Source organism: Streptomyces sp. NPDC058646, assembly GCF_042716875.1.
Lineage (GTDB): Bacteria > Actinomycetota > Actinomycetes > Streptomycetales > Streptomycetaceae > Streptomyces.
The window spans coordinates 214,315-236,435 of the sequence record NZ_JBHXRK010000001.1 but is presented as its reverse complement, the minus strand read 5'-3'; the positions used below and the strand labels follow the sequence as shown (position 1 = coordinate 236,435).

The 22,121-nt window shown below is 74.4% G+C and carries 19 protein-coding genes, 1 tRNA gene and 2 pseudogenes; 9 read left to right on the top strand and 13 right to left on the bottom strand.

Going from position 1 to position 22,121, the window contains the following annotated elements:
* Positions 1 to 28 precede the first annotated feature (28 nt).
* Positions 29 to 586, top strand: coding sequence for a toxin-antitoxin system, toxin component (locus ACFWUZ_RS01040; RefSeq protein ID WP_266939894.1), 558 nt, complete (start codon positions 29 to 31; stop codon positions 584 to 586).
* Positions 583 to 1,767, top strand: coding sequence for an MAB_1171c family putative transporter (locus ACFWUZ_RS01035; protein ID WP_384364962.1), 1,185 nt, complete (start codon positions 583 to 585; stop codon positions 1,765 to 1,767). Before ACFWUZ_RS01040 ends, ACFWUZ_RS01035 begins: the two co-directional genes overlap by 4 nt.
* 12 nt (positions 1,768 to 1,779) lie before the next feature.
* Here ACFWUZ_RS01035 and ACFWUZ_RS01030 read toward each other — a convergent pair whose 3' ends face one another.
* Both ACFWUZ_RS01030 and ACFWUZ_RS01025 read right to left on the bottom strand, forming a co-directional pair.
* The gene (locus ACFWUZ_RS01030) at positions 1,780 to 2,556 is read right to left on the bottom strand and encodes a hypothetical protein (protein WP_384364960.1); all 777 of its coding nucleotides are present in this window, start codon (positions 2,554 to 2,556) and stop codon (positions 1,780 to 1,782) included.
* A 41-nt stretch (positions 2,557 to 2,597) separates the two neighbouring features.
* Positions 2,598 to 3,152 (bottom strand): hypothetical protein, encoded by a 555-nt coding sequence (locus tag ACFWUZ_RS01025; RefSeq protein ID WP_384364957.1) that lies wholly within the window; start codon positions 3,150 to 3,152, stop codon positions 2,598 to 2,600.
* Between the two features lie 142 nt (positions 3,153 to 3,294).
* Here ACFWUZ_RS01025 and ACFWUZ_RS01020 point away from each other — a divergent pair, with 142 nt between their 5' ends.
* Complete coding sequence (locus ACFWUZ_RS01020; protein ID WP_384364954.1) at positions 3,295 to 3,582, top strand: hypothetical protein; 288 nt, start codon at positions 3,295 to 3,297, stop codon at positions 3,580 to 3,582.
* On the opposite strand, the gene ACFWUZ_RS01015 is transcribed toward ACFWUZ_RS01020, so the two are convergent.
* Both ACFWUZ_RS01015 and ACFWUZ_RS01010 read right to left on the bottom strand, forming a co-directional pair.
* Positions 3,540 to 4,529 (bottom strand): helix-turn-helix transcriptional regulator, encoded by a 990-nt coding sequence (locus tag ACFWUZ_RS01015; protein WP_384364951.1) that lies wholly within the window; start codon positions 4,527 to 4,529, stop codon positions 3,540 to 3,542. The two genes, ACFWUZ_RS01020 and ACFWUZ_RS01015, sit on opposite strands and share 43 nt — an antisense overlap.
* A 17-nt stretch (positions 4,530 to 4,546) precedes the next feature.
* Entirely contained in the window at positions 4,547 to 4,987 is a 441-nt protein-coding gene (locus ACFWUZ_RS01010) for a DoxX family protein (protein WP_384364949.1), read from the bottom strand.
* 482 nt (positions 4,988 to 5,469) lie between these two features.
* Between ACFWUZ_RS01010 and ACFWUZ_RS01005 the strand changes: the two genes are divergently transcribed.
* Together ACFWUZ_RS01005 and ACFWUZ_RS01000 are read left to right on the top strand one after the other, a co-directional pair.
* A complete protein-coding gene (locus ACFWUZ_RS01005) occupies positions 5,470 to 6,780 on the top strand; it encodes a sensor histidine kinase (RefSeq protein ID WP_384364946.1) in 1,311 nt (436 codons plus the stop codon).
* Positions 6,768 to 7,424 carry a response regulator gene (locus tag ACFWUZ_RS01000; protein WP_384364944.1) on the top strand — a complete coding sequence of 219 codons (657 nt, stop codon included), beginning with the start codon at positions 6,768 to 6,770 and terminating at the stop codon, positions 7,422 to 7,424. Before ACFWUZ_RS01005 ends, ACFWUZ_RS01000 begins: the two co-directional genes overlap by 13 nt.
* 19 nt (positions 7,425 to 7,443) lie before the next feature.
* Here the strand turns inward: ACFWUZ_RS01000 and ACFWUZ_RS00995 are convergent, their stop codons facing one another.
* From ACFWUZ_RS00995 to ACFWUZ_RS00975, 5 genes and pseudogenes are all read right to left on the bottom strand, one after another.
* Positions 7,444 to 8,937, bottom strand: coding sequence for an MFS transporter (locus ACFWUZ_RS00995; protein ID WP_384364941.1), 1,494 nt, complete (start codon positions 8,935 to 8,937; stop codon positions 7,444 to 7,446).
* Between the two features lie 289 nt (positions 8,938 to 9,226).
* Positions 9,227 to 9,874 (bottom strand): annotated as a pseudogene (locus ACFWUZ_RS00990) (serine/threonine-protein kinase); the annotation flags it as partial.
* A 114-nt stretch (positions 9,875 to 9,988) separates the two neighbouring features.
* Positions 9,989 to 11,224 carry a glycosyltransferase 87 family protein gene (locus ACFWUZ_RS00985; RefSeq protein ID WP_384364938.1) on the bottom strand — a complete coding sequence of 412 codons (1,236 nt, stop codon included), beginning with the start codon at positions 11,222 to 11,224 and terminating at the stop codon, positions 9,989 to 9,991.
* A 303-nt stretch (positions 11,225 to 11,527) separates the two neighbouring features.
* Positions 11,528 to 13,246, bottom strand: a complete 1,719-nt coding sequence (metG, locus tag ACFWUZ_RS00980; protein WP_384364935.1) for a methionine--tRNA ligase — start codon at positions 13,244 to 13,246, stop codon at positions 11,528 to 11,530.
* A gap of 197 nt (positions 13,247 to 13,443) precedes the next feature.
* The gene (locus ACFWUZ_RS00975) at positions 13,444 to 14,274 is read right to left on the bottom strand and encodes a hypothetical protein (RefSeq protein ID WP_384364932.1); all 831 of its coding nucleotides are present in this window, start codon (positions 14,272 to 14,274) and stop codon (positions 13,444 to 13,446) included.
* A 355-nt stretch (positions 14,275 to 14,629) separates the two neighbouring features.
* On the opposite strand from ACFWUZ_RS00975, the gene ACFWUZ_RS00970 reads away from it, so the two are divergent.
* On the top strand, positions 14,630 to 15,160 hold the full coding sequence (locus tag ACFWUZ_RS00970; protein ID WP_384364929.1) for a sigma factor-like helix-turn-helix DNA-binding protein: 531 nt from the start codon (positions 14,630 to 14,632) through the stop codon (positions 15,158 to 15,160).
* A 764-nt stretch (positions 15,161 to 15,924) separates the two neighbouring features.
* Positions 15,925 to 16,671, top strand: a pseudogene (locus tag ACFWUZ_RS00965) (IclR family transcriptional regulator C-terminal domain-containing protein); the annotation flags it as partial.
* Positions 16,672 to 17,110: 439 nt separating this feature from the next.
* Here ACFWUZ_RS00965 and ACFWUZ_RS00960 read toward each other — a convergent pair.
* Positions 17,111 to 17,198, bottom strand: a tRNA-Leu gene (locus tag ACFWUZ_RS00960).
* Between the two features lie 179 nt (positions 17,199 to 17,377).
* Positions 17,378 to 18,319 (bottom strand): beta-ketoacyl-ACP synthase III, encoded by a 942-nt coding sequence (locus ACFWUZ_RS00955; protein WP_384364926.1) that lies wholly within the window; start codon positions 18,317 to 18,319, stop codon positions 17,378 to 17,380.
* Positions 18,320 to 18,524: 205 nt separating this feature from the next.
* Here ACFWUZ_RS00955 and fdhD point away from each other — a divergent pair, with 205 nt between their 5' ends.
* Positions 18,525 to 19,355 (top strand): formate dehydrogenase accessory sulfurtransferase FdhD, encoded by an 831-nt coding sequence (gene fdhD / locus ACFWUZ_RS00950; protein ID WP_384364923.1) that lies wholly within the window; start codon positions 18,525 to 18,527, stop codon positions 19,353 to 19,355.
* Positions 19,356 to 19,385: 30 nt separating this feature from the next.
* Here fdhD and ACFWUZ_RS00945 read toward each other — a convergent pair whose 3' ends face one another.
* Both ACFWUZ_RS00945 and ACFWUZ_RS00940 read right to left on the bottom strand, forming a co-directional pair.
* Positions 19,386 to 19,820: a (2Fe-2S) ferredoxin domain-containing protein gene (locus ACFWUZ_RS00945; protein WP_384364920.1), complete on the bottom strand. Its 435-nt coding sequence runs from the start codon at positions 19,818 to 19,820 to the stop codon at positions 19,386 to 19,388.
* A gap of 9 nt (positions 19,821 to 19,829) precedes the next feature.
* Positions 19,830 to 20,918, bottom strand: a complete 1,089-nt coding sequence (locus ACFWUZ_RS00940) for a bile acid:sodium symporter family protein (RefSeq protein WP_384364917.1) — start codon at positions 20,916 to 20,918, stop codon at positions 19,830 to 19,832.
* Positions 20,919 to 21,211: 293 nt separating this feature from the next.
* Here ACFWUZ_RS00940 and ACFWUZ_RS00935 point away from each other — a divergent pair, with 293 nt between their 5' ends.
* The gene (locus ACFWUZ_RS00935; protein WP_384364914.1) at positions 21,212 to 22,063 is read left to right on the top strand and encodes a LysR family transcriptional regulator; all 852 of its coding nucleotides are present in this window, start codon (positions 21,212 to 21,214) and stop codon (positions 22,061 to 22,063) included.
* Positions 22,064 to 22,121: the final 58 nt, after the last annotated feature.

The window sequence follows — 22,121 nt, the reverse complement described above, 5'->3', positions numbered from 1 at the left end:
ATCCGGATCCGCGCCGACGGGGAGAACGGTGAGCATAGGCAGAGAGCAGCGGCGGTTGTGCGGGGAGCTGGTGGCCGGCATCCGGCTCACCGCGCCCGTGGAACCCGTGGACCTCTACGCCGCCCTCTGCGAGGGCATGAGCAGACACCGTGGCCGCCGGGTGGACTTCCGGATGGCCTCGTTCCCGCCGGGGACGGCCAGCGGCCTGTGGCTCGACATGGCGGACCGCGACCTGGTGGTCATCGAGGAGCGCACGGCGCCGGACCACCAACTGGTGATCCTGGGGCACGAGCTGTGGCACATGAAGGCGGGCCACTGCAGCCATCACGTCGACGGCGCCGCCGTCGCCGCCCGGCTCCTGACGGACGAGGCGGACATCGGCGAGACGGTCCGTCGGGTCGCGGCGCGCACGCGCGCCGACGTCCAGGAGGAGACCGAGGCGGAAACCTTCGGTTTACTGCTGGGCAGCAGGTGCAGGACCTGGCTGGCCGGTTCGGCGAGCCACCGGGCTCCGGCCCAGCGTGACCAGTTGGCGGGCCGGATCGAGGCCTCGCTCGGATACCGGGGGCACAGGAACGACCGTTGAACGGTGAGGACTACTACATACCGGCAGCCGCGATGGCGGTCGCGCTCGCCTTCAAGATCCCGGCGCTGCGCCACAACTGGCGCGACCCGCTGCTGCGCTCCGTCTGCGCCCTGCTGACCCTGGCGGGCGCGGTGTTCGCCTTCGCCGCCCCGCCCACCATCGCCGCGGTGAACCGCTGGACCGGCATCGTCAACGTCTCGGCCCCGCTGGTGTACTGCCTGATCACCGCCTTCAGCGCCTCCTGCCTGGTCCTGATGGTCAACTGGCGGGGCGGGCCCGCCGAGGAGACCAGACGGGTCTCGCGGCGCTGGATCCTCGGCTACAGCATCGTGATCGTCACCCTCGTGGTGCTGTTCGCCCTCGGCGACACCCCGCAGGAGCGCCTGCGCGACTTCGACACCTTCTACGCGACGACGCCCTACATCGGGCACATGATCACCCTCTACCTGCTGGCGCACCACGTGGCCGCCGTGGTGATGGTGGTGCTGTGCTGGCGCTGGTCCCTCCAGGTCCGCGGCTGGCTCCGGGTGGGCCTGGTCATCATCGTCTCGGGCTACATCTTCAACCTCGGGTACGACGCCACCAAGATGTCCGCCGTCGTCGCCCGCTGGCTCGGCAACGACCTGGACGCCCTGAGCACCTACGTCGCCCCGCCGCTCGCCTCCCTGGGTGCGCTGATCAGTGCCATCGGCTTCGTGGTCCCGCTCGTCTGCCAGCGCCTCTCGGACAGCTGGCACACCTGGCGGACCTACCGCCGGCTCGGCGCGCTCTGGCACGAGGTGCAGATCTCCGCTCCCAGCGGCACCCCTTCCGTCAAGATGTCCTGGTGGTCCGCCGCCGAGCTGCGCGTGATCCAGCGCGAGTCGGACATCCACGACGGGTTCCTGAACCTCGGGCCCTACTTCGACACCCGCCACCGCGACGACGCCTACGAGCGCGCCGCCGCGGCGGGGGCCGACGAGGAGACCGCCCGCGCGGTCGCCGACGCCGCCATGGTCGCGGCCGCCGTGCAGGCCCGCTCCGCGGACCCCGAGGGCAAGGTCATCGTGGCGAGCGAGGAGACCGTCCTCGACACCGCCGACGGGCCCCGCGACCTCCTGAAGATCTCCCACGCCCTGCGGCACTCGCCGGTGGTCGCGGCGGTCCGCCAGCAGGCGGCACTGTCGGGCAGCGGGCTGTAGCCGTCCGGACGGTCAGCGGGCGGCGGCGGACGTCAGCGCCGGGAACAGGTCCTGGAACGGCGCGGCCGAATCGATCCCGTCCCGTCCGTACGGTGCGTCGAAGCTCCACACCATGAACAGCAGGAACACGATCAGCGCGCTGAACAGCCCGGCCAGCAGCAGCTCCCGCCCGGAACGGCGGATCTGCAAGGTGAAGATCAACCCGACGGTGACCACCCCGCCGACCAGCAGCCCGAACCACACCACGCTCGGCAGCGTGGACTCCGAACTCTGCGTCCGCGAGTGCCGTGCGTCGTCGGCGGCGGCGATGTGGTCCAGGAGCGGCTGGTAGGCCTGCGCCTGCAGCTCCGTGGCGGGGCTCTGGTGGGTGACGTCGCTGCGCAGCTTGCCGAGCAGCTGGGCACCCTCGGCGGAGGCGCTCTCGCCGGAGGTCATCAGCGGCCAGTCCACCGCGACGGTGTGGGAGACGTACGCGTCCACCTCGCCGCGGATCCGGTCGCGCACGGCGGCCGGGTAGACGTCGGCGCGCTGCGTGACCTCGTACAGCGCCTGGGCCTCGCGGCGCACGCTGTCCTCGGCGGCGCCGCGCGCCTCCCAGACCCCCGCGATGGCCAGGCCGAGCACGATCGCGTAGACCACCCCCACCATCATCGTCATGTACTCGATGACGTCGGGGGTTTCGCTGGTGTCCTCGTCATCGGCGGCCCGGCGGTGCCGGATCGTGGTGATGGTGAGGACGAGGGCGCAGACGAGCGCCATGGCGATGGCCAGGACCAGCCATTCGGACACGTGGATTCTCCCGGTGTGGATCGGTGGTGGGGTGCGCGGGATCAGCCGCGGCTCTTGGAGCGCGGCCGCAGTGCGGCGGCCGCGAGTACGGCCGGGGTGGTGACGACCACCATGAGCATCACGGTGGACATGCCGTCCGGGCCGCGCCGCTGCAGGGCGGCCGAGCGGTACGGGCGCACGTGGAAGGCGCTCGCGGGCGCGGCGGCGGCCCTGGGACGGGGCGGGCCGGCGGTGTCGGCCGGGGCGGGCTCCGGGCCGGCCGCCGGCCCCGGGGCGGCGGGCTCCGGCGGCTTCGGGTCCTCAGCCACCGGCCCGGCCGCGGGGTCCGCGGCCGGCGCGGGCCGCTCCGGCCGCCCGGCGGGCCGCGGGGACCGCCCCGGGTGGTGGACGGTCGGCCGGCCGGTCCCGGGCAGGACGGCCGGGAGCGAGGGCCGTGCGGAAGGGCGTACGGAGGGCGGCCCCGGCTGCCCGGCCGGAACGCACACGTCGATCCGGGCTCCCCGGCCGTTGCCGTCGCCCGCGACCGCCACGTGGCCGTGCAGCGGGCAGAGCGCCGCCACCAGGCCCGCACCGGCGAAGTACTGCCAAGCGGTCACCGCGCGTCCTCCCGATTCCGCAACACTTGCAGGGGTTACGGCTGAAAAAACGATCACGGCCCCGCTTCGATACGCGGCAGACAGGTCAAGATCCCTCTCGCAGGGTTCACTTCAGGCCATCGGCGGCACCAGCCTGCCCCCGATGGCGGAGTCGGAGCGTGGGGAGCGGCCTGTCCGGACCGCCGCGCACCCCGTGGCGCACCGGCTGCTGAGCGACGTCCTGGCCCGCGGCCCCGTGGTGCGGGTGCCCCGTGCCGGGGTGGTGGTGGGCGGCGCCCGTCCCACCCCGGAGGTACTGACGGACCCCGAGCGCTGGACCAGGACGGGACCGGGAGCGGCGGGCGGGGTGTGGACGGCGGTGCCCGGCCCGGGGGTGCCGATCCCGGGCTACGAGAGTCTGTCGGTGCGTGCCGTGCTCCCGGCGTCCTGATCCCCGTCCCGGCCGCTGCGCCCTCCGCGGCCCTGTCCACCGCGCTGTCCGGCGGCCCGCCCGCCGGTCCGCCCCGCTTCCGCCGCCAGGATCCGCAGCGCCGCCTCGGAGGGCGAGCCGGCTTCCGCGGTGTAGGTGATCAGGCTCTGGTCGGGGTCGTCCGGCAGGTCCAGGCTCTCGTAGGCGAGGGTGAACTCGCCGACCAGGGGGTGGCGCAGGTGGTAGCCGCCGTGGGTCTTCTCCCGCACCTCCTGGGCCGCCCACAGCCGGGCGAATTCGGGGCTGCGGTCGGTCAGTTCCGCGATGAGCGCGGCGAACCGCGGATCGTGCGGGTGCCGTCCGTGGTCGAAGCGGAGGTAGGCGACGAGGTCCTGGGCCTTGCGTTCCCAGTTGACGAACCGTCCGCGCACCTGCGGGTCGAGGAAGAGCAGCCAGGCCTTGTTGCGGCGCTCGGCGGGGAGCGCGCCGAAGTCGGTGACGAGGGTGGCGAACAGCGGGTTCCAGGCCAGGATGTCGGTGCGCCGGCCGATGACGAAGGCGGGCGTCCCCGGCATCGAATCCAGCAGCCTGAGCAGCCCCGGCCGGACCTCCTGGGCCTGCTCGGACGCGGCCTCACCGCCCGCGGGCGCGCCGGCGCCCGCGCCCCCGCGTCCCGCCGTACGCGCCAGCCGGGCGAGGTGGGCGGTCTCGGCCGGATCGAGGCGCAGGGCGGCGGCGACGGCGCCCAGGACGGCGTCGGACGCGTTCTCTGCCCGGCCCTGTTCGAAGCGCGTGTAGTAGTCGACGCTCACCCCGGCGAGCTGCGCCAGTTCCTCCCGGCGCAAGCCCGGCACCCGGCGGCGGCCTCCGTAGGAGCGCAGTCCCGCTTCCTCGGGCCGGATCCGCGCCCGCCGGGACCGCAGGAAGTCGCCGAGTTCCGCACGGGGGCCGTTCTGGTTCATACCCATGATTTTACGGCGGTGGCTCAGTCGACCGAGAGGGCCGGGCCGGTGACCATGAGGCCGAGGTCGTGGCCGGCGTAGGCGAAGAACGCGAACATCACGAGGGCGGCGCCGCCCAGCGCCAGGTCCTTGGAGAACTGGGTCTGCTCCATCATGCGGGCCTGCGGATCGCTCTCCTTCCAGAAGGGGTGCATCAGCAGGGCCGCGGCGAAGCAGAAGGCCGCGAGGGCCAGCGCACCGAGATCGGCCCAGATTCCGAAGGCCATGCTCACCGAGCCCGCCAGCATGACCAGACCGCTGACGAAGGTCGCGGGTACCGCCATGGGCACCCCGCGGGATGCGGTGTAGCCCGCCATCTGCCGGGTCCGGGTCACGTGGGCGACGCCGGAGGCCGCGAACAGGGCCACGAAGAGCAGGCGGCCGATCAGCACGAGGACGTCCATCGAGACCTCCCTGGAGATCACGCACGGGAGTGCATGTCTATCGCTTGTGCCGGCTTCACTATGATCCACTCGTCCGGCCCGGTCCGCCACGCCACGGGCAGCCCGGACAGGCCGGAATCCGGGGCGGACGCCCTGATGGAGGGCTTGCAGGCGGATCCGGAACGGCTGGCGGCCATCCCCTCGGCCGCCTCCGCCGGCCATCCGCCCGAGCCCGTCCAGCAGGCCCGCGACCTGCTCGTCCCCGGGGGACACCGGCCCCGGCTTCGAAGCCCGCACAGGCGGACCGGCGGACCGCGCCGCCACCGCACTCGAGGAGGCCTGGGGCACGGAGGCCTCGTACGTCGCGACGGGCGGCTCGATCCCGCTGGTGAACGGCCTGCCCAGGGCCGCCCCGGAGGCGGAGGTCCTGCTCTTCGGCGTGCAGGACGTCTGCGGATTCCTGGCCCTGGGCGCCCTGATGTGACGCTCCGCCGACTGTCGCGGGGTCACATAGGCTGGTCCGCATGTCCGATGCCGTCGTCCTTGCCGAGCCGGGCCGCGAACCGCCCGTCGCCGTCTGGGCGGTGCTGCGGCGACCGCTGCGCTTCCTGGGCTCCTGGTGGCCGTGGCGGTGCTGGGCGTACCTCGGGAGCGGGTTCCTCGTCGGGTACGCCGCCCTGATCGTGCTGGCCCTGCTCGTCGGCCTCGGGGTGCTGCTGGCGGTGGCCGGGGTCGGGCTGCTGCTCCTGCTCGGCGCCGTCGCGGGCGCGGTGCCCCTCGGGGCGCTGGAGCGGCGGCGGCTGCGGTGGGTGGAGCCCGGCCGTGTGCCGGACCCGCACGCGTCGCTGGCCGGAGCCGGGCCCGCCGCGTGGCTGCGGACGCGGCTGCGGGAGCGCGCCACCTGGCGCGAGCTCGGCTACGCGGCCCTGCTGGGGCCGGTCTTCGGAGCGGCCGGGCTGGGGGTCGTCCTCCTGATGGCGTTCGCCCTGATCCTCGTCGCCACCCCGGTCACCGTCTGGGCCATCGCCCCGGACACGGTGATGCTGATCCCCGGCCGGCCGGTCTCCGGCCCGCTGGAGGCCCTGGGCGGCACCGCCGCGGGACTGGTCACGCTCGCGGTGGCGGCGTACACGGGCGCCCTGCTCGCCGGGGCCCAGGTGAAGACCGCCCGGCTGCTGCTCGGGCCGCGCGAGGAGGACGACCGGGTAATGGAGCTCACCCGCTCCCGGGTCCGCCTCGTCGACGCCTTCGAAGCCGAACGGCGGCGCATCGAAAGGGACCTGCACGACGGCGCGCAGCAGCAGCTGGTCGCGCTCAGCATGACCCTCGGGCTCGCCGAGCTGGAACTGCGCAAGGTCCCGCAGGCCGGCGACGCCGCCGCGCTAGTGAGCCGGGGCCGCGGCGAGGCGAGGGTGGCGCTGGAGCAACTGCGGGACCTCGTACGGGGGATCCACCCGCAGGTCCTGACCGACCACGGGCTGGCGGCGGCGGTGGCCGAGGTGGCCCTGCGCCATCCGGTGCCGGTGTCCGTGGACCTGGATGTGCCGCGCCTTCCCCAACCGGTTGAGGTGACGGCGTACTTCACCGTCGCCGAGGCGCTGGCGAACGCCGCCAAGCACAGCGGCGCCTCGCACGTCGCCGTCGTCGGCAGGGTCGAGGGCGGGCGGCTCACCCTCCGCGTCACCGACGACGGCCGCGGCGGGGCCGATCCCGCGGCGGGGGCGGGCCTGACGGGACTGGCGGACAGGGTGGCGATGCTGAGGGGCCGACTGGTGGTGTCCAGTCCGGTCGGCGGACCGACCGAACTCAGGGCGGAGGTACCGTGCTCCGGCTGATCCTCGCGGAGGACTCCGTACTGTTGCGCGCGGGGCTGACGGAACTGCTCACGCGCGGTGGTCACCGGGTCCTGGCTGCCGTCGGCGACGCCGAGGAGCTGGTGCGGGCCGTGGCAGCGGAACGGCCGGACGCCGTCGTCACCGACGTCCGGATGCCGCCGGGCCTGCGGGACGAAGGGCTGCGGGCCGCGCTCGAACTCCGCTCCCGGGACGCCTCGCTGCCGGTCCTCGTCCTCTCGCAGTACGTGGCCACCGCCTACGCGACGCAGCTGCTCACGGGGGCGTCGGCGGCCGGGCTGGGCTATCTGCTCAAGGACCGGGTCGGCGAGGTGGCCGAGTTCCTCGACGCCCTCGAACGGGTCGCGGCCGGCCAGACGGTGATCGACCCCGAGGTGGTCCGGGTCCTGCTCAGCCGCCGCAGCACCGACCGGCCGCTCGCCCGGCTGACCCCGCGCGAGCGGGAGGTACTGGCGCTGATGGCCGAGGGGTACAACAACCAGGCCCTGGCGGGCCGGCTGTTCATCACCGAGGCGGCGGTCGTCAAGCACGCGTCCAGCATCTTCACGAAGCTCGACCTGGACGCCACGGAGGGCAACCGCCGGGTCCTCGCGGTCCTCGCCCACCTGTCGGGACAGCAGGCCTGAACGCTGCCCCCGGCAGGGTTCACCACCGGTGCGCGGGCACCGCGGGCGCCTCGGCGCCGGACGCCCTGCGCGTGACCAGGAGGCCGGCGCCCAGGGCGGCGAGCAGCAGCACGCCGACGGCGATCCAGAGCATGGTGGTGTAGGCGTCCATCAGCTGCCCGGCGAGCCCCTCGGGCAGGTGCGGGACGTCGCGCAGCCGGCCGATGACGACGGTGCCGAGCACCGCCCCGCGGATCGCCTGGCCGACGTGCTGGGCCGTGGCGACGGCCCTCGAGGCCCCGCCCGCGTGCGGCGCGGCGACCCCGGCGGTCGCGGTGGCGAGGAGCGGCATCAAGGCCAGACCCAGGCCGAAACCCGCGAGGAGCATGCCGGGAAGCCCGTCGGCGGTGTACGAGTCGCCGGTCGTCATGCCGGTCAGCAGGGCGAGGCCGAGGGCGGTGACGGCCAGGCCCGCCACGATCAGGACGCGGGGAGCGACGCGGCCCAGCAGGCGGGCGGAGACCTGGGTGGAGGCGATCACGGCCGCCGCCGCCAGGGGCAGGTGGGCCAGCCCGGCCTCGAACGGGGCGTGGCCGAGGACCTGCTGCACGAAGGAGCCCGTGGCCGGGAGGAGGGCGAGCACGGCGAAGCCGGGCACGACCAGGGTGAGGACGGCGCCGAGGCCGCTGCGGTCCCGCAGGACGGACGGCGCGAGGAGCGGGCCGGGCGCGGTGGCCGGCCGCAGCAGGAAGGCACCGAGCAGCAGGGCGCCGCCCACGACCGGGAGCAGGGTCACCGGGGTGGCCCAGCCGGCCGACTCGGCGTCGCCCAGGCCGTAGGTGAGGGCGAGGAGCCCCGCGGAGCCGAGCAGCACGCCGGGTCCGTCGAAGCGGGCGCCGGTGCGGCCCGGGAGGCCGGGCAGCAGGGCGCGCACGCCGATCACCGCGATCAGGGCGAGGGGGACGGCGGCGTACTGGGACGCGCGCCAGTTCAGCGCCTCCAGGAGCCAGCCGCCCGTGAAGAGCCCGAACGCGCCGCCGCCCGCGGCGATCGCGGCGTAGATCCCGAAGGCCCGGCGGCGCGCCTTCGGGTCGGTGAAGCCCGTCAGCACCAGGGACAGCGCTGCCGGTGTCAGCAGGGCGGCGCAGGCGCCCTGCAGGGCGCGGGCCGCGATCAGCAGGGTGGGGTCGCCCGCCGAACCGCCGAGCGCGGAGGCCGCCGCGAAGCCGGCCAGGCCCAGGAGCAGTATCTTCCGTGCTCCGGCGAGATCCGCGAGGTGTCCGCCGGGCAGCAGCAGGGCGCCGAAGGCGAGCACGTAGGTGCTCGTGACGGGGTTCAGGGCGGCCGCGTGGAGGCCGAGGTCGGCTTGGAGGGTGGGCAGCGCCCGGTCGAAGGCCGACGCTTCGGGCAGCACCAGCAGCTGGGTCAGGGCGATCACGAGCAGGCCCCACCAGCGCCTGGGGCGCGGGGCGGCCCGGTCCTGGAAGGAGGCCGGGAACGGCGGCGGGAAGGCCGGCGGCCCGAATCCCTGCACCGGGCCGGAGTGGCCCCGTGCCGCGGGCGCGTACGCGGGCGGCGGGGGCAGCGGCTGCTGCCGCGCGGAGGGGATGCGCGGGTCCTGCTCGGCGGCGGGGCGTCCGGGGCGGCCGCGGGGGCGTAGTCCAGCAGCTGTGCGGCGTGGCGGCCGAGTTGGGCCAGGACGGTGCCGGGCAGCCATTCCCCGGCCTGGTCCTCCGCCGTGCGGGCGGCCACCTCCTCGGGGGGGGCCGCTTGGCCGGGTCCTTGTCCAGGCAGGCGCGGACGAGGTCGACGAGGGACTCCGGTACGCCGGTCAGGTCGGCCTCCTCCTCGGCGACCCGGAAGAGGTGGGCGTTCAGGCCGGTTTCCGCGGCGCCGAACAGGAGGCGCCCGGTGGCGGCGTGGACGAGGACGGCGCCCAGGCAGAAGACGTCGCTGGCGGAGGTGAGTTCGCGACCGCGGACCTGCTCCGGCGACATGAAGCCGGCGGAGCCGATCAGCATGCCCGTCCGGGTGTGCGGACTGTCCCCGGTCAGGCTGTCCATGGCCCGCGCGAGGCCGAAGTCGATGACGCGGGGGCCGTCGACGGTGACGAGGACGTTGGACGGTTTGAGGTCGCGGTGGATCAGGCCCGCCCCGTGCACGGCCCGCGGGGCGAGGGCGAGACGGTTGGCGAGGGTCCGGACCGAGCGTTCCGGCAGCGGGCCGAAGTCCTCGGCTACCGAGGTGTGCAGGTCGGGTCCGGGAATGTACTGGGTCGCGACCCAGGGGACCGCGGCTTCGGTGTCGGCGTCGAGCACGGCCGCCGTCCAGCTCCCGCCCACCCGCCGCGCGGCGGCCACTTCACGGGCGAAACGCCTGCGGAAGTCCGGGTTCCCGGCGAACTCGGCCTGCACCACCTTCACGGCCACGGTACGGCCGCCCTCGGAGCGGCCCAGATGGACCAGGCCCATGCCGCCCGCCCCCAGCCGGGCGATCAGTCGGTACGGTCCTCTGCGGCGCGGGTCTTCGGCGGTCAGCTGGTCCACGGGAGCAAGGTGGTCGAACCGTCCGGCGGCCGGGGCCTGTCAGGCGGAACGCGTATCCCGCCCTTCCGCCGGTCCTTCCGCCGGCCCGTCCCCCGGTCCGTCCGCCCGCCGGGTGCGGAGGGTCCGGAAGGAGCCCGTCACGATGCGCGAGGCTCCCGGTACGGCCGCCGAGCGGGCCCAGACCGCCAGCAGCAGCGGCAGCGCCAGGTAGCCGAAGCGGCCGGCGGGGGCCAGCAGGAAGGCCAGGGTGAGGCCGAGGGCGAGGCGGTCGGCCGCCGCCACCAGCGAGCGCGGCGGCCGCACCAGCAGCGAGAGCGCCACGACCAGGCCGCCCAGGACGAACAGACCTGCCGTCAGATACCAGCCCCAGTCGCCCAGTTCGGCCAGCAGCCGCCCCGGCAGCGGACTGCTCGCCGGGGTCGCGACCTCCGCCCGCCCGGTCGGGAAGGCGAAGACCTGCCGCCACAGTTCGCCCGGCTGGAGCAGCGCTCCGGGCAGCACCAGCAGGACCGTACCGGCCGCCGCCACCAGCGCGCAGCGACCCGCCGCCCGCCCGCCCCGGCAGGCCGCGAGCAGCGCCACCGCCACCGCCACGGCGGGCAGCGCCGTCCACTTGAGCGCGCACGCACCGGCCAGCGCCGCTCCGGCCAGGGCCGGCCGGCCACCCGCGGCAGCCGCCAGCGCCAGGCAGCACAGCCCGGCCAGCGGCAGGTCCACCCCGCTCACCGCCAGCGGCAGGGCCACCACCGGGGAGGCCACCAGGACGGCCGGCAGCACGGGCCGGGCGCCTCCCAGCACCCGCCGGGCCGCCCACAGGCACCCGAACAGGACCGCCGCGCACCAGATCCGGGCGTCGCCGAGCAGCCGCACCGGCCAGCTACCGCCGTCGCCGCCGAGCAGCGCCCTCGGGATGCCGAGCAGGGCCATGCCCGGGAGGTAGGGGGTGTACTCCTCGACGCGCGCGGGCTGGTCCACGTACGGCCGGCCGGACTCCAGCAGGAGTCGCCCCGACCGCTCGATGACCGTCACCTCCGACTGGCCCTGCCCGGTGAGCACGAGCCAGACCAGGGGTAGTACGACGGCCCCCAGCAGGGCGGCGGCGAGCGCCCCGCGGCGGCCGAAGCGGGTCGCCACGGCCGCGGCCAGGTACCCTGCGGCCGCGCACCAGCCCCAGAGCCGGTGCGGTTCCAGCGCGGAGAACAGCGGGAAGGACAGGGCCCAGGCGGCGGCGAGCAGCCAGCCGAGGCTCCGGTGAACGGTGCGCGAAGGGGTCATGCGGCCATTCCAGCCGCGCACCCCCCGGCGGGTCTGCACGCCCAGGCGGACTCTTCACGGTGGGGTTTTCCCTACCCGTACGGGAGGCACGTACGGGAGGCACGTACGGGAGGCACGTACGGGAGGCACGTACGGGAGGCACGTACGGGAACGGCCTGCGGGAGCCGCGTACGGGAACGCCGGCCGCAACCACGTACGGGAGGCGTGTGCGTGAGGGCCGACGGGTACGCGTGAGGGGCGCGACCCCGGTGGGTCGCACCCCTCATGCGCTCGACGGACGCCCGCTACGGGCGGGCTGCCGCCTCAGGCGGCTTCGGGGGAACCGCCGAAGCGCTCCCGGTACGACTCCAGGTCCTCTTCGGTGATCTTCGCGAAGAGCACCGGCGGCACGGTGAACGGCGTCCCGGCGGGAACCGAGTCGAGCGCCTTGGCCTGCTCCGGGGTCACCCACGTCGCCGTGTCGCCCGCGAGCGTGAACGCGGAGCGCATGGCGCGCGCCGAGGCCGGGATGAGGGGCTCGGAGACCACCGAGTAGAGGTGGATGAGGTTCATCGCGGTGCGCAGGGTGAGGGCTGCGCCCTCCGGGTCGGTCTTGATCTCCAGCCAGGGGGCCTTCTCCTCCAGGTAGGAGTTTCCGGCCGACCACAGGGCGCGCAGCGCGGCCGCGGCCTTGCGGTACTGGAGGTCGTCCATGTGGCCCTCGTACTCGGCCAGCAGCTCGGCGATCTGCTCGCCCAGCTTGGCCTCGGCCCCTCCGGCCGGGTTGCCCGCCGGGACCTCGTCGCCGAAGCGCTTGCGGGAGAACGACAGCACGCGGTTGACGAAGTTGCCGAGGGTGTCGGCGAGGTCCTTGTTGACCGTGGCGGTGAAGTGCTCCCACGTGAAGGAGGAGTCGTCGGACTCGGGCGCGTTGGCGATGAGGAAGTAGCGCCAGTAGTCGGCCGGGAGGATCTCCAGCGCCTGGTCGGTGAAGACGCCGCGCTTCTGCGAGGTGGAGAACTTTCCGCCGTAGTACGTCAGCCAGTTGAAGGCCTTGACGTAGTCGACCATCTTCCACGGCTCGCGGACGCCGAGCTCGGTGGCGGGGAACATCACGGTGTGGAAGGGGACGTTGTCCTTGGCCATGAACTCCGTGTACCGGACGTCCTCGGCCTGGTACCACCAGGACTTGTAGTCGCGGTTCGCCGGGTCCAGGTCCGACCACTCCTTCGTCGCACCGATGTACTCGATCGGCGCGTCGAACCAGACGTAGAAGACCTTCCCCTCGGCCGCCAGCTCGGGCCAGGTGTCGGCCGGGACCGGGACGCCCCAGTCCAGGTCGCGGGTGATGGCGCGGTCGTGCAGGCCCTCGGTCAGCCACTTGCGGGCGATGGAGGACGCCAGCTGCGGCCACTCCTCCTCGTGCTGCGCGACCCAGGCCTCGACCTCGACCTGGAGCTTGGACTGGAGGAGGAAGAGGTGCTTGGTCTCGCGGACCTCCAGCTCGGTGGAGCCGGAGATGGCCGAGCGGGGCTCGATCAGGTCCGTGGGGTCGAGGACGCGGGTGCAGTTCTCGCACTGGTCGCCGCGGGCCTTGTCGTAGCCGCAGTGCGGGCAGGTGCCTTCGACGTAGCGGTCCGGGAGGAAGCGGCCGTCGACCGGCGAGTACACCTGCCGGATCGCGCGCTCCTCGATGAAGCCGTTCTTCTCGAGCTGGCGGGCGAAGTGCTGGGTGATCTCGCGGTTCTGCTCCGAGGAGCTGCGGCCGAAGTAGTCGAAGGACAGCGCGAAGCCGTCGTAGACCGCCTTCTGGGCGTCGTGGGCCTGCGCGCAGAACTCGGCGACCGAGAGACCGGCTGCCTTGGCGGCGAGTTCGGCGGGGGTGCCGTGCTCGTCGGTGGCGCAGATGTAGAGGACGTCGTGGCCGCGCTGGCGGAGGTACCGGGAGTACACATCCGCCGGAAGCATCGACCCGACCATGTTGCCCAGGTGCTTGATCCCGTTGATGTAGGGAAGCGCGCTGGTGATCAGGTGTCGAGCCATCCTCGGATGCTCCATTTCATATATGCGGTACCACGTGGCCTGCAGGGCGATGATGCGGTTCATCGTATCGAACCGCCCAAAGGCGACGTCCCGCTTTTTCACTGGGTGGACATACGCGAAAGCGAGGGCAGTGACCTCTCCGTCACGGCCCTCGCAATGGGCCAATGTTACAGCCGGTGGGACGTGCCGCCGACCCGTCAGTCGCGGCCGCCGCCCCGGTCGTCGAGTGCGGTGACGGCGGCGCCGCCCGCGAGCCGCGCGGTCAGCGAGACCGCTGCTCCCTCCGGTCCGGCGGGCGCGCTCAGGGTCCGGCCCTCCGCCCGGGCACGGACGGCTCCGGTCGCGGTGATCCCGGCCACCTCCCGACTGCCGGCGGCCAGCAGGTACCAGCGGCCGGCCGGCGACCGCCACCGGGTGCCCGCGAGCACGTGCCGGCCGAAGCGCCCGCAGGCCGCCGTGGCGCGGGCCCGGGTCACGTCCTGGGGCGGCCCGGCCGCCGGACCGAGCCGCACGAGCACGTCGCCGGTCCCGGCCCAGCCGGAGGCCCGGGTGCAGGACCACACGGCACGGCCGCCGCCGTCGGGCAGGTCCGAGGCGGCGAACTCCCAGATGTTGACGGCGCGGACCGCGTCGCCGCCCATCTCCCGCAGCCGGCAGGCGGTGGGCGCCCAGGCGGCCCGGGCGGCCGCCCCGGTGGCCTCGCGCGGCTGCCGCGCGGGGACGGCGCCCGGCCCGTCCGGCAGCGGGGTGTGGGTGAGGTGTACGGGGGTCAGCGCGCCCAGGTCGGTGAGGACGAAGGCGTGTGCCTCCACGATGCGGGCCGAGGAGGTGACCTCCAGGGCCGGCCACGCCGCGCAGGCCCCCGTGGCGGCGGGCACCTCCACGGGTGCGGTCACCCCGTCGGCGGCGACGGCCGGCGGCCTGGTGTCCTCCCCGGCCCGGAGCAGGTCACGGGTGCCCGCAGCGGCGATCCACGGGGCGGGCACGCACACCTCCGACCGGGCGCTGCTCGCGCGGGCGGTGGCCACCTGGTCCGCCGCGGCGGGACCGCCTCGGCCTGTTCGAGGGCGGTGGAGCGGAAGCGCGGTGAGGTGCTCACGCCTCCGGCAAACGAGTGAATCCTGGGATGGTCACACCCCGTGCACCGCCATGGTCGACCGGCATATGCATATGCGCTGGCTGATGCCCTGCTCGATCTACATCGATCACCGACCGATCATCACCGAACGTAATATTTCCAGGTTTCTTCTCTGCGCCCCCTCGGTGCGCCCGCGCTGATTCCCTGGGCCGCACAGGGGATGAGGTGGAACGGTGAGCGATGGCGGACCCGAGGAGTCCGGTGGGGCCGTGGGACTGCCGAGCCGGCGCCGACGGCCGACACCCATGAGCCAGTGGGACGCGGCGGCGCGCCTGTCGTACTGGGCCTTCCACGCCGACAGACGGCCTGCGTACATGCGCTTCACCTACCTGCACCTGGGCTCCGACGCGGCGGCCGAGGCGACGGTGGACGCCGCCTTCGACTCGATCATGAACGAGTGGCTCCGGATGCTCCACATGGACCGGCTCGACGCCTACGCCTGGACCGTCCTCAAGCACTGCATCGTCGAAGGGCAGCGCCGCCGCGCCCCCTGGCAGCAGCGGCCCGAGCCGATGGACATCAGCGCCTTCGAGGCCGCGCTCAAGGGGGCCCACACGGACCAGTACGAGGTGCTGGCCGACACCATCCGCTTCTACTCCGCCGTCTCCCGCCTCGCCGAGCGGCAGCGCGACGCCGTGCTGCTGCGGTACGGGCTGCGCTGCTCCCCCGGCGAGGCCGCCGCCGTGATGGGCGTCGACGAGGGCACGGTCGGCTCGTACCTGGGCCAGGCGCACCGGCGGCTCTCCCGGCTGCTCGACGCCCCCGCGGAATCATGAGCGGCCGCGACCGGCACGGGCCACGGGGTGCAGAAGGCGCCCCCCGCTCCCTCGCCGAGTTCCTGGCGCGGGCGGGCGTCCGCGACCGCTACCCGCACTACGACCTCGGCGCCGCCGAGGCCCGCCTGCTGCGCGCTCCGCACGCCCCCGGCGCCGTGACCCGCACCCGCCGCCGCTCCCACGGCTGGAGCGACCCCGCCCGGGACCGCCCGCTCGACGCGGAACCGGCCCGGCGCGACCTGAAGGCCGCCTGTCTGGCCTCGGTGTGCGCGCCCGAGGCCAGGACGCAGCTCGGCTCGTTCGTCGCGCACGCCCACACCGACCTGGCCGGCGCGGTCGTCTTCGGTTGCCTCCTGCACCTGGCCGGGCTGCGTGAGGGCGCCCGGTTCTGGTGGCAGTTCGCCGCCGGTTCCGGCAGCCCGGGGACCGCCTCGGCGGCCTACTGCCTCTTCCTCGACCACTCCCGGCGCGGCGAGCACCACGACGCCGGGCACTGGGCCCGTGAGCTGGGCCGGCGCGGCTTCCGCCCGAGCGGCCGCCGTGACCTGCGGGAGGTCCGGCTGTGTGCGCAGGCGGCCGTCCTGCGCTACGTGGACCAGCTCGACGATCCCGACCTGGGCCCGGTTCCCTTGCCGAGGCCCGGGCTGCCCGGGGTGCTGGCCGCGTTCCTGCCCCTGCCGCCGGCCGCTGCGCCGGCGGCTCCGCCCCGGCCGGCCGCCGGTCCGCTGCGCCACCCCGCGCTGACGGCGGCGGCCCGCGGGACCGTGGTCGGGGCCGGGACCGGCGGGGCCCTGGCGGAGGCCCACCGCGCGTTGGCCGTCGTACGGGTCCTGGAACGGCACCCGCTGGGGGTGGGGGCCCGCCAGCTGGGTCGGGAGTCCGGCCTCGCACCCGCGGAACTCGGGGCCCTGCTGGTGATGTTGTGCGAGGAGGAGTACGCGTACCGCCCGGGCGCCGGGGTGTTCGCGTCCGGCCCGGCCCTCGACCGGCTCGCCGCTCCGGGCGGCAGCGGTCTGGCGGGCCAGCTCCAGCGCACCCTGGCGCTGGCGCGGGACAGCGCGGGGGCGGCGGTCTACCTGAGCCGGTACGCCGAGGGCGAGGTCCGGATCACGCAGATGGCCGACGGGCCCGGTGCGCCTCCCGTGCGCGAGTGGGTGGACTTCCGGGCCGCCGCGCACGCCAGCGCCGTCGGCAAGTGCCTGCTGACCCAGCTCGACCACGACCGCCGCGCCGACCACGTGGCCCGCCACCGCCCCACGCGGCTGACCCCGCAGACCATCACCGACAGCCGTGCCCTGTTCAGCGCCCTGGACGCGGTGGCCCCGGGCGCGCCCGTCTTCGACCTGCGCGAGTACGCCCCCGGGGTGGTCTGCGCGGCGGTCCCGATCGCCACCGGCGACGCTGCGGGGAGCCTGGCGCTGTCGCTGCCGGCCGGCCACGCCCACCGCCTGCCCTCGGCGACCGGGGCACTGCGCCGCAAGGCCGTCCCGGTGCTCCTCGCCCTTCTGCTGAGCGGCGCCATGCCCCCCGACGCCCCGGCCGCCGCGACCCCGGCGGACCCCTTTGCCGACGAGGCCGCCCCGCCCCGTGACCAGCAGCCGCAGCACCGGCCGGCGGGGGCCCCGGCCACCCCGGAGACCCTGCGCCACCTGCGGCGCCTCTTCCGCACCCCGCTCACCGGCATCGGCATCGGCACCGTGCCCGATGGGCCCCACCTGGTCAGCGACACCTCGTCCGCGGCCGTCTACCTCTTCGAGGCCGCCCCGTGCACCGGCCACCCCCGCCTGTCCCTCCCGCACACCTTCACCGAGGTCGCCCCGGGCAGCCTCGCCACCCCGGACGGCCTGGTGGTCCTGCGTACGTGAGGGGGTCGGGGCGGAGAGCCGGGGAGGGGGTGGGGCCGGGCCGGGGCCGCAACGCAAAAGAACCCCACCGAAGTGGGGTTCCTGCTGGTGTCCGAGGGGGGACTTGAACCCCCACGCCCGATAAAGGGCACTAGCACCTCAAGCTAGCGCGTCTGCCATTCCGCCACCCGGACCAGGTGATCGGCCCCGGTTTCCCGCGGCGACATGGACAACAATAGCAAAGGATCGGCGGGGATCCGACCACATATTCCGCGGGCGGCTGTCCGCCACGCCGCGCTGACCTGCAGTCATACCCAGCACTCCGCCGCGAGACGATTCGTCTCGCGGCGGTGGGTGGACCTGACGATGCGGCTCAGGGGCAGCGGATGACCTGGCCGGCGTACGAGAGGTTCCCGCCGAAGCCGAAGAGGAGGACCGGGGCCCCGGAGGGGACCTCGCCGCGCTCGACCAGCTTGGACAGGGCCATCGGGATGCTGGCGGCCGAGGTGTTGCCGGAGGTGACCACATCGCGGGCGACCACGGCGTTGACGGCCCCGATCTTCTGCGCGAGCGGCTCGATGATCCGCAGGTTCGCCTGGTGCAGGACCACCGCGGCGAGATCCTCCGGGGCGACCCCGGCCCGCTCGCACACCTTGCGGGCGAGCGGCGGGAGCTGGCTGGTCGTCCAGCGGTAGACGGACTGGCCTTCCTGTGCGAAGACCGGCGGCGACCCCTCGATCCGGACCGCGTGGCCCATCTCGGGCACCGAACCCCACAGCACCGGGCCGATGCCCGGCTCCGCGCAGGCCTCGACGACGGCCGCGCCCGCACCGTCACCGGTGAGCACGCAGGTGGTGCGGTCCGACCAGTCGGTGATCTCGGTCATCTTGTCGGAGCCGATGACCAGGGCACGGGTGGCGGAGCCGGCCCGGATCGCGTGGTCGGCGGTGGCCAGGGCGTGCGTGAAGCCCGAGCAGACCACGTTGAGGTCCATGACCGCGGGGCCGCCGCGCATGCCCAGCTTGGCGGCGACGCGCGCGGCCATGTTGGGCGAGCGGTCGATCGCGGTGGAGGTCGCGACCAGGACCAGGTCGATGTCGTCGGGGGTCAGGCCGGCGCTCGCGAGGGCCTTGCCCGCCGCCTGGTAGGCCAGCTCGTCGACCGGCTCCTCGGGGCCGGCGACGTGGCGGGTCGTGATGCCGACCCGGGACCGGATCCACTCGTCGGTGGTGTCGACCATGGCCGCGAGGTCCTCGTTGGTGAGCACTCTCGCGGGCTGGTAGTGCCCTAGCGCCACCACGCGTGAACCGGTCATGGGCGGGGTCCCCCCTCGTACGGAAGTCAGGATCACCCAGCTTTGCCTGCTACTGGTGGGTACGGGGGCGCGTGACCCGACAGGATTCCTGCACTGGAATTTGGAGATTCCCGAGGATCTTGCTGCCGGGAGCCGCGCGGGAAGCGGAACCGGGAGAATGACCTTGTCGGATGGATTCGGGAACAGAAGGGGTGGGCTGATCACCATGGGACGGGTCACCGAGCGCCGCCGTGTCGTCCGGATCCGGAACGGCGTCGCCGGAAGCCGGCCGGACACACTGGTGGCCGAGGAGCCGCTGGAGATACGGCTGAACGGCAAACCGCTGGCGATCACGATGCGCACCCCGGGCGACGATTTCGCGCTGGCGGTGGGCTTCCTGGTGAGCGAGGGGGTCCTCGGGGCCGCCTCGGACGTGCGGGCGGTCACCTACTGCGAGGGCGCGGACGAGGACGGCGTCAACACCTACAACGTCGTCAACGTGCAGCTGGCCGCTGGGGTGCCCGTGCCGGACATCACCCTGGAGCGGAACGTCTACACCACCTCCTCCTGCGGTCTGTGCGGAAAGGCCAGCCTGGACGCGGTCCGTACGGCGACCCGCTTCCCGGGGGCCGCGGCCGCCGACCCCGTACGCATCCGCGCGGAGCTCCTCGGCACGCTCCCCGACCGGCTGCGCGCTGCCCAGAAGGTCTTCGACCGGACGGGCGGGCTGCACGCGGCCGGACTGTTCTCGGCGGAGGGCGAGCTGCTGGACGTACGGGAGGACGTGGGGCGGCACAACGCGGTCGACAAGGTGATCGGCCGAGCGCTCCAGGGCGGCGGGCTGCCGCTGACCGGGGCGGTCCTGCTGGTGTCGGGCCGGGCCTCCTTCGAACTGGCGCAGAAGGCCGTCATGGCGGGCATCCCGGTGCTGGCCGCCGTATCGGCCCCGTCCTCCCTCGCGGTGGACCTGGCGCTGGAGTCGGGACTCACGCTGGTGGGGTTCCTGCGCGGGGCGGACATGAACATCTACGCGGGCGAGGAGCGCGTCCTCGTCTAGCCGGCCGCCTCGCCGCCCTCTCCCCGCCGCTCAGCGGTTGCGCCGGGTCCGGCGGGAGGGGGACGAGGCCGCCGGCTTGGGGTCCGGGGGCTCGATGCGGTGGAGGTCGAGCGTGGCCGGGACGGGGGTGGAGCCCGGCCCGCCGGACGCGGCCCAGGCGATGATGTCGTCGGTCGCCGTGTCGTCGAGCGCCCACCCGAACCAGGCCGCGCGGGCTCCGCGGCGGCGGGCCTCGCTGGTGGGCTGGACCACGATCACGTTGGCCTGTGCGCAGGGGCCGAGGCAGTCGCTCGTACGGACGGCCAGCCGGCCCCCCGAGGCCTCGGCCGCCGCGCGCAGCCGGGCGAGCTGCCCGGCGTGGTCGGTGCCGGGGTTCTTGCGGGGGTCACCGCAGCAGCAGCCGCGGCAGACCACCAGGGTGCAGGGGCGTTCGGCGCGGGCGGCGATCGGGCGTGTCCAGGTCACCGACGCACGTTACCGGGCCTGTGGCGCGGGGTGTTGGGACGGCCGGGAGACCTCCGCCACATGCCCGGCGGGAAGTTCGGCGGCGCAGTCCTCGGCCGGATCCTGGGCCGGGGCCTCAGCGGGGTCCTCGGCGGGGTCCTCGGCGCGGCGGCGGGCGATGACCGCGCAGACCATCAGCTGCATCTGGTGGAACAGCATCAGCGGCAGCACGGCGAGGCTCGCCTGGGCCCCGAACAGGACGCTGGCCATGGGGAGTCCGGCGGCCAGGCTCTTCTGCGACCCGGCGAACTGGATGGCGATGCGGTCGGCGCGGCCGAACCCGAGGCGCTTCGCGCCGTACCAGCTGACGGTCAGCATCACGGCGAGGAGTACGGCCTCGATCACCAGCAGGGCGCCGAGGCGCGGGAGGCTGACCTGGTGCCAGATGCCCGCGGCCATGCCCGCGCTGAAGGCCGTGTAGACGACGAGCAGGATCGAGCCCCGGTCGACGCGGCCGAGGACCTGCTTGTGGCGGGCGAGGAAGCCGCCGGTCCAGCGGCGCAGGAGCTGTCCCAGGAGGAAGGGCAGCAGGAGCTGGAGGACGATCTTGAGCAGGGAGTCGGGGGAGAAGCCGCCCGCGGCCCCGTCGAGCAGGGCGGCGGCGAGGAGGGGGGTGAGGACGATGCCGGCGAGGCTGGAGAAGGAGCCCGCGCAGATCGCGGCGGGGACGCTGCCGCGGGCCATCGACGTGAAGGCGATGGAGGACTGGATGGTCGAGGGGACCAGGCAGAGGAAGAGCAGGCCGCTGTGGAGCGGGGAGGTGAGCAGGGTCGGGACCAGGCCCCCGGCGGCCAGCCCGAGGAGCGGGAAGATCAGGAAGGTGCCGGCGAGCACCGTGAGGTGGAGCCGCCAGTGGCGCAGCCCGTCGAGGGCCTCGCGGGTCGAGAGCCGGGCCCCGTAGAGGAAGAAGAGCAGGGCCACGGCGGCGGTGGCGGCGCCGCCGGCGACGGTGGCGGCCGTGCCGCGGGCGGGCAGCAGGGCGGCGAGGCCGACGGTCCCGAGCAGGGCCAGGACGTACGGGTCCAGGGGCAGCCGGGCGGGGAAGTGCGGGCGGCGCATGGGCGGGGCTCACTTGCTGTCGGGGCGGGTACGCGGTCCAGACGGTCGGGTGCCCGACCGGGGAGGTCGGGCGGGTGCCCGACCGAGGAGGCCAGGCGGGTGCCCGGCACGAAGACCAGGCGGGGTGCACGGCCGGGGGGTCGCGCGGGGTGCACGGCCAGGGCCGCGCGGGTGCCCGCCCAGGAAGCCAGGCGGGTGTTCCTCCATGGTCAGGGGGATTCGGTGATCGGGAAACCCGCACACCGCACTCACTGTCATCACGGAACACGATGACGGGCGCTAATCTGGGCGGTATGTACGACCCTGTCCATCTGCGCACCTTCCTCACGGTCGCCCAGACGCTGAGCTTCACGCAGGCCGCCGGGCGGCTCGGGGTGGGGCAGTCCACGGTCAGCCAGCACGTCCGGCGGCTGGAGGAGGCGACGGGGCGGCCGCTGTTCGTCCGGGACACCCACCGCGTGGAGCTGACGGAGGACGGCGAGGCACTGCTGGGCTTCGCCCGGACGATCCTGGAGACCCACGAGCGGGCGGCGGCCTTCTTCGCGGGCACCCGGCTGCGCGGGCGGCTGCGGTTCGGGGCCTCGGAGGACTTCGTGCTCACGCGGCTGCCGGAGATCCTGGAGGGTTTCCGGCACGAGCACCCCGAGGTGGACCTGGAGCTGTCGGTGGAGCTGTCCGGCACCCTGCACGAGAGGCTGGACGCGGGCCGCCTCGATCTGGTGCTGGCGAAGCGGCGGGGCCCGGGGGACGAGCGGGGCCGCCTGGTGTGGCGGGACCGCATGGTGTGGATCGGGGCGGAAGGGCTGCGGGTGGATCCGGAGCGCCCGGTGCCGCTCATCGTGTTCCCGCCGCCGGGGATCACCCGGGCCCGGGCGCTGGAAGCGCTGGAGCGGGAGGGCCGGCCGTGGCGGATCGCGTGCACGAGCGGCAGCCTGAGCGGCCTGGTCGCGGCGGCCCGGGCCGGGCTGGGGGTGATGGCGCACACGCGGGGGCTGATCCCCCCGGGGCTCGTGCGGATCGGCGGGCTGCCGGAGCTCGGGCCGGTGGACTTCGCACTGCTCCAGGGACACCGGCCGACCCCGGCTTCGGAGGCCCTCGCGGCGGCCGTCCTCAGCGGTGCCGACCGCCTCAGCCGCACCACGTGACCGGCCCGTCCCAGCCTCACCACGGACCGGATTGAACCCCGCTGAGGAGGTCTTGTGG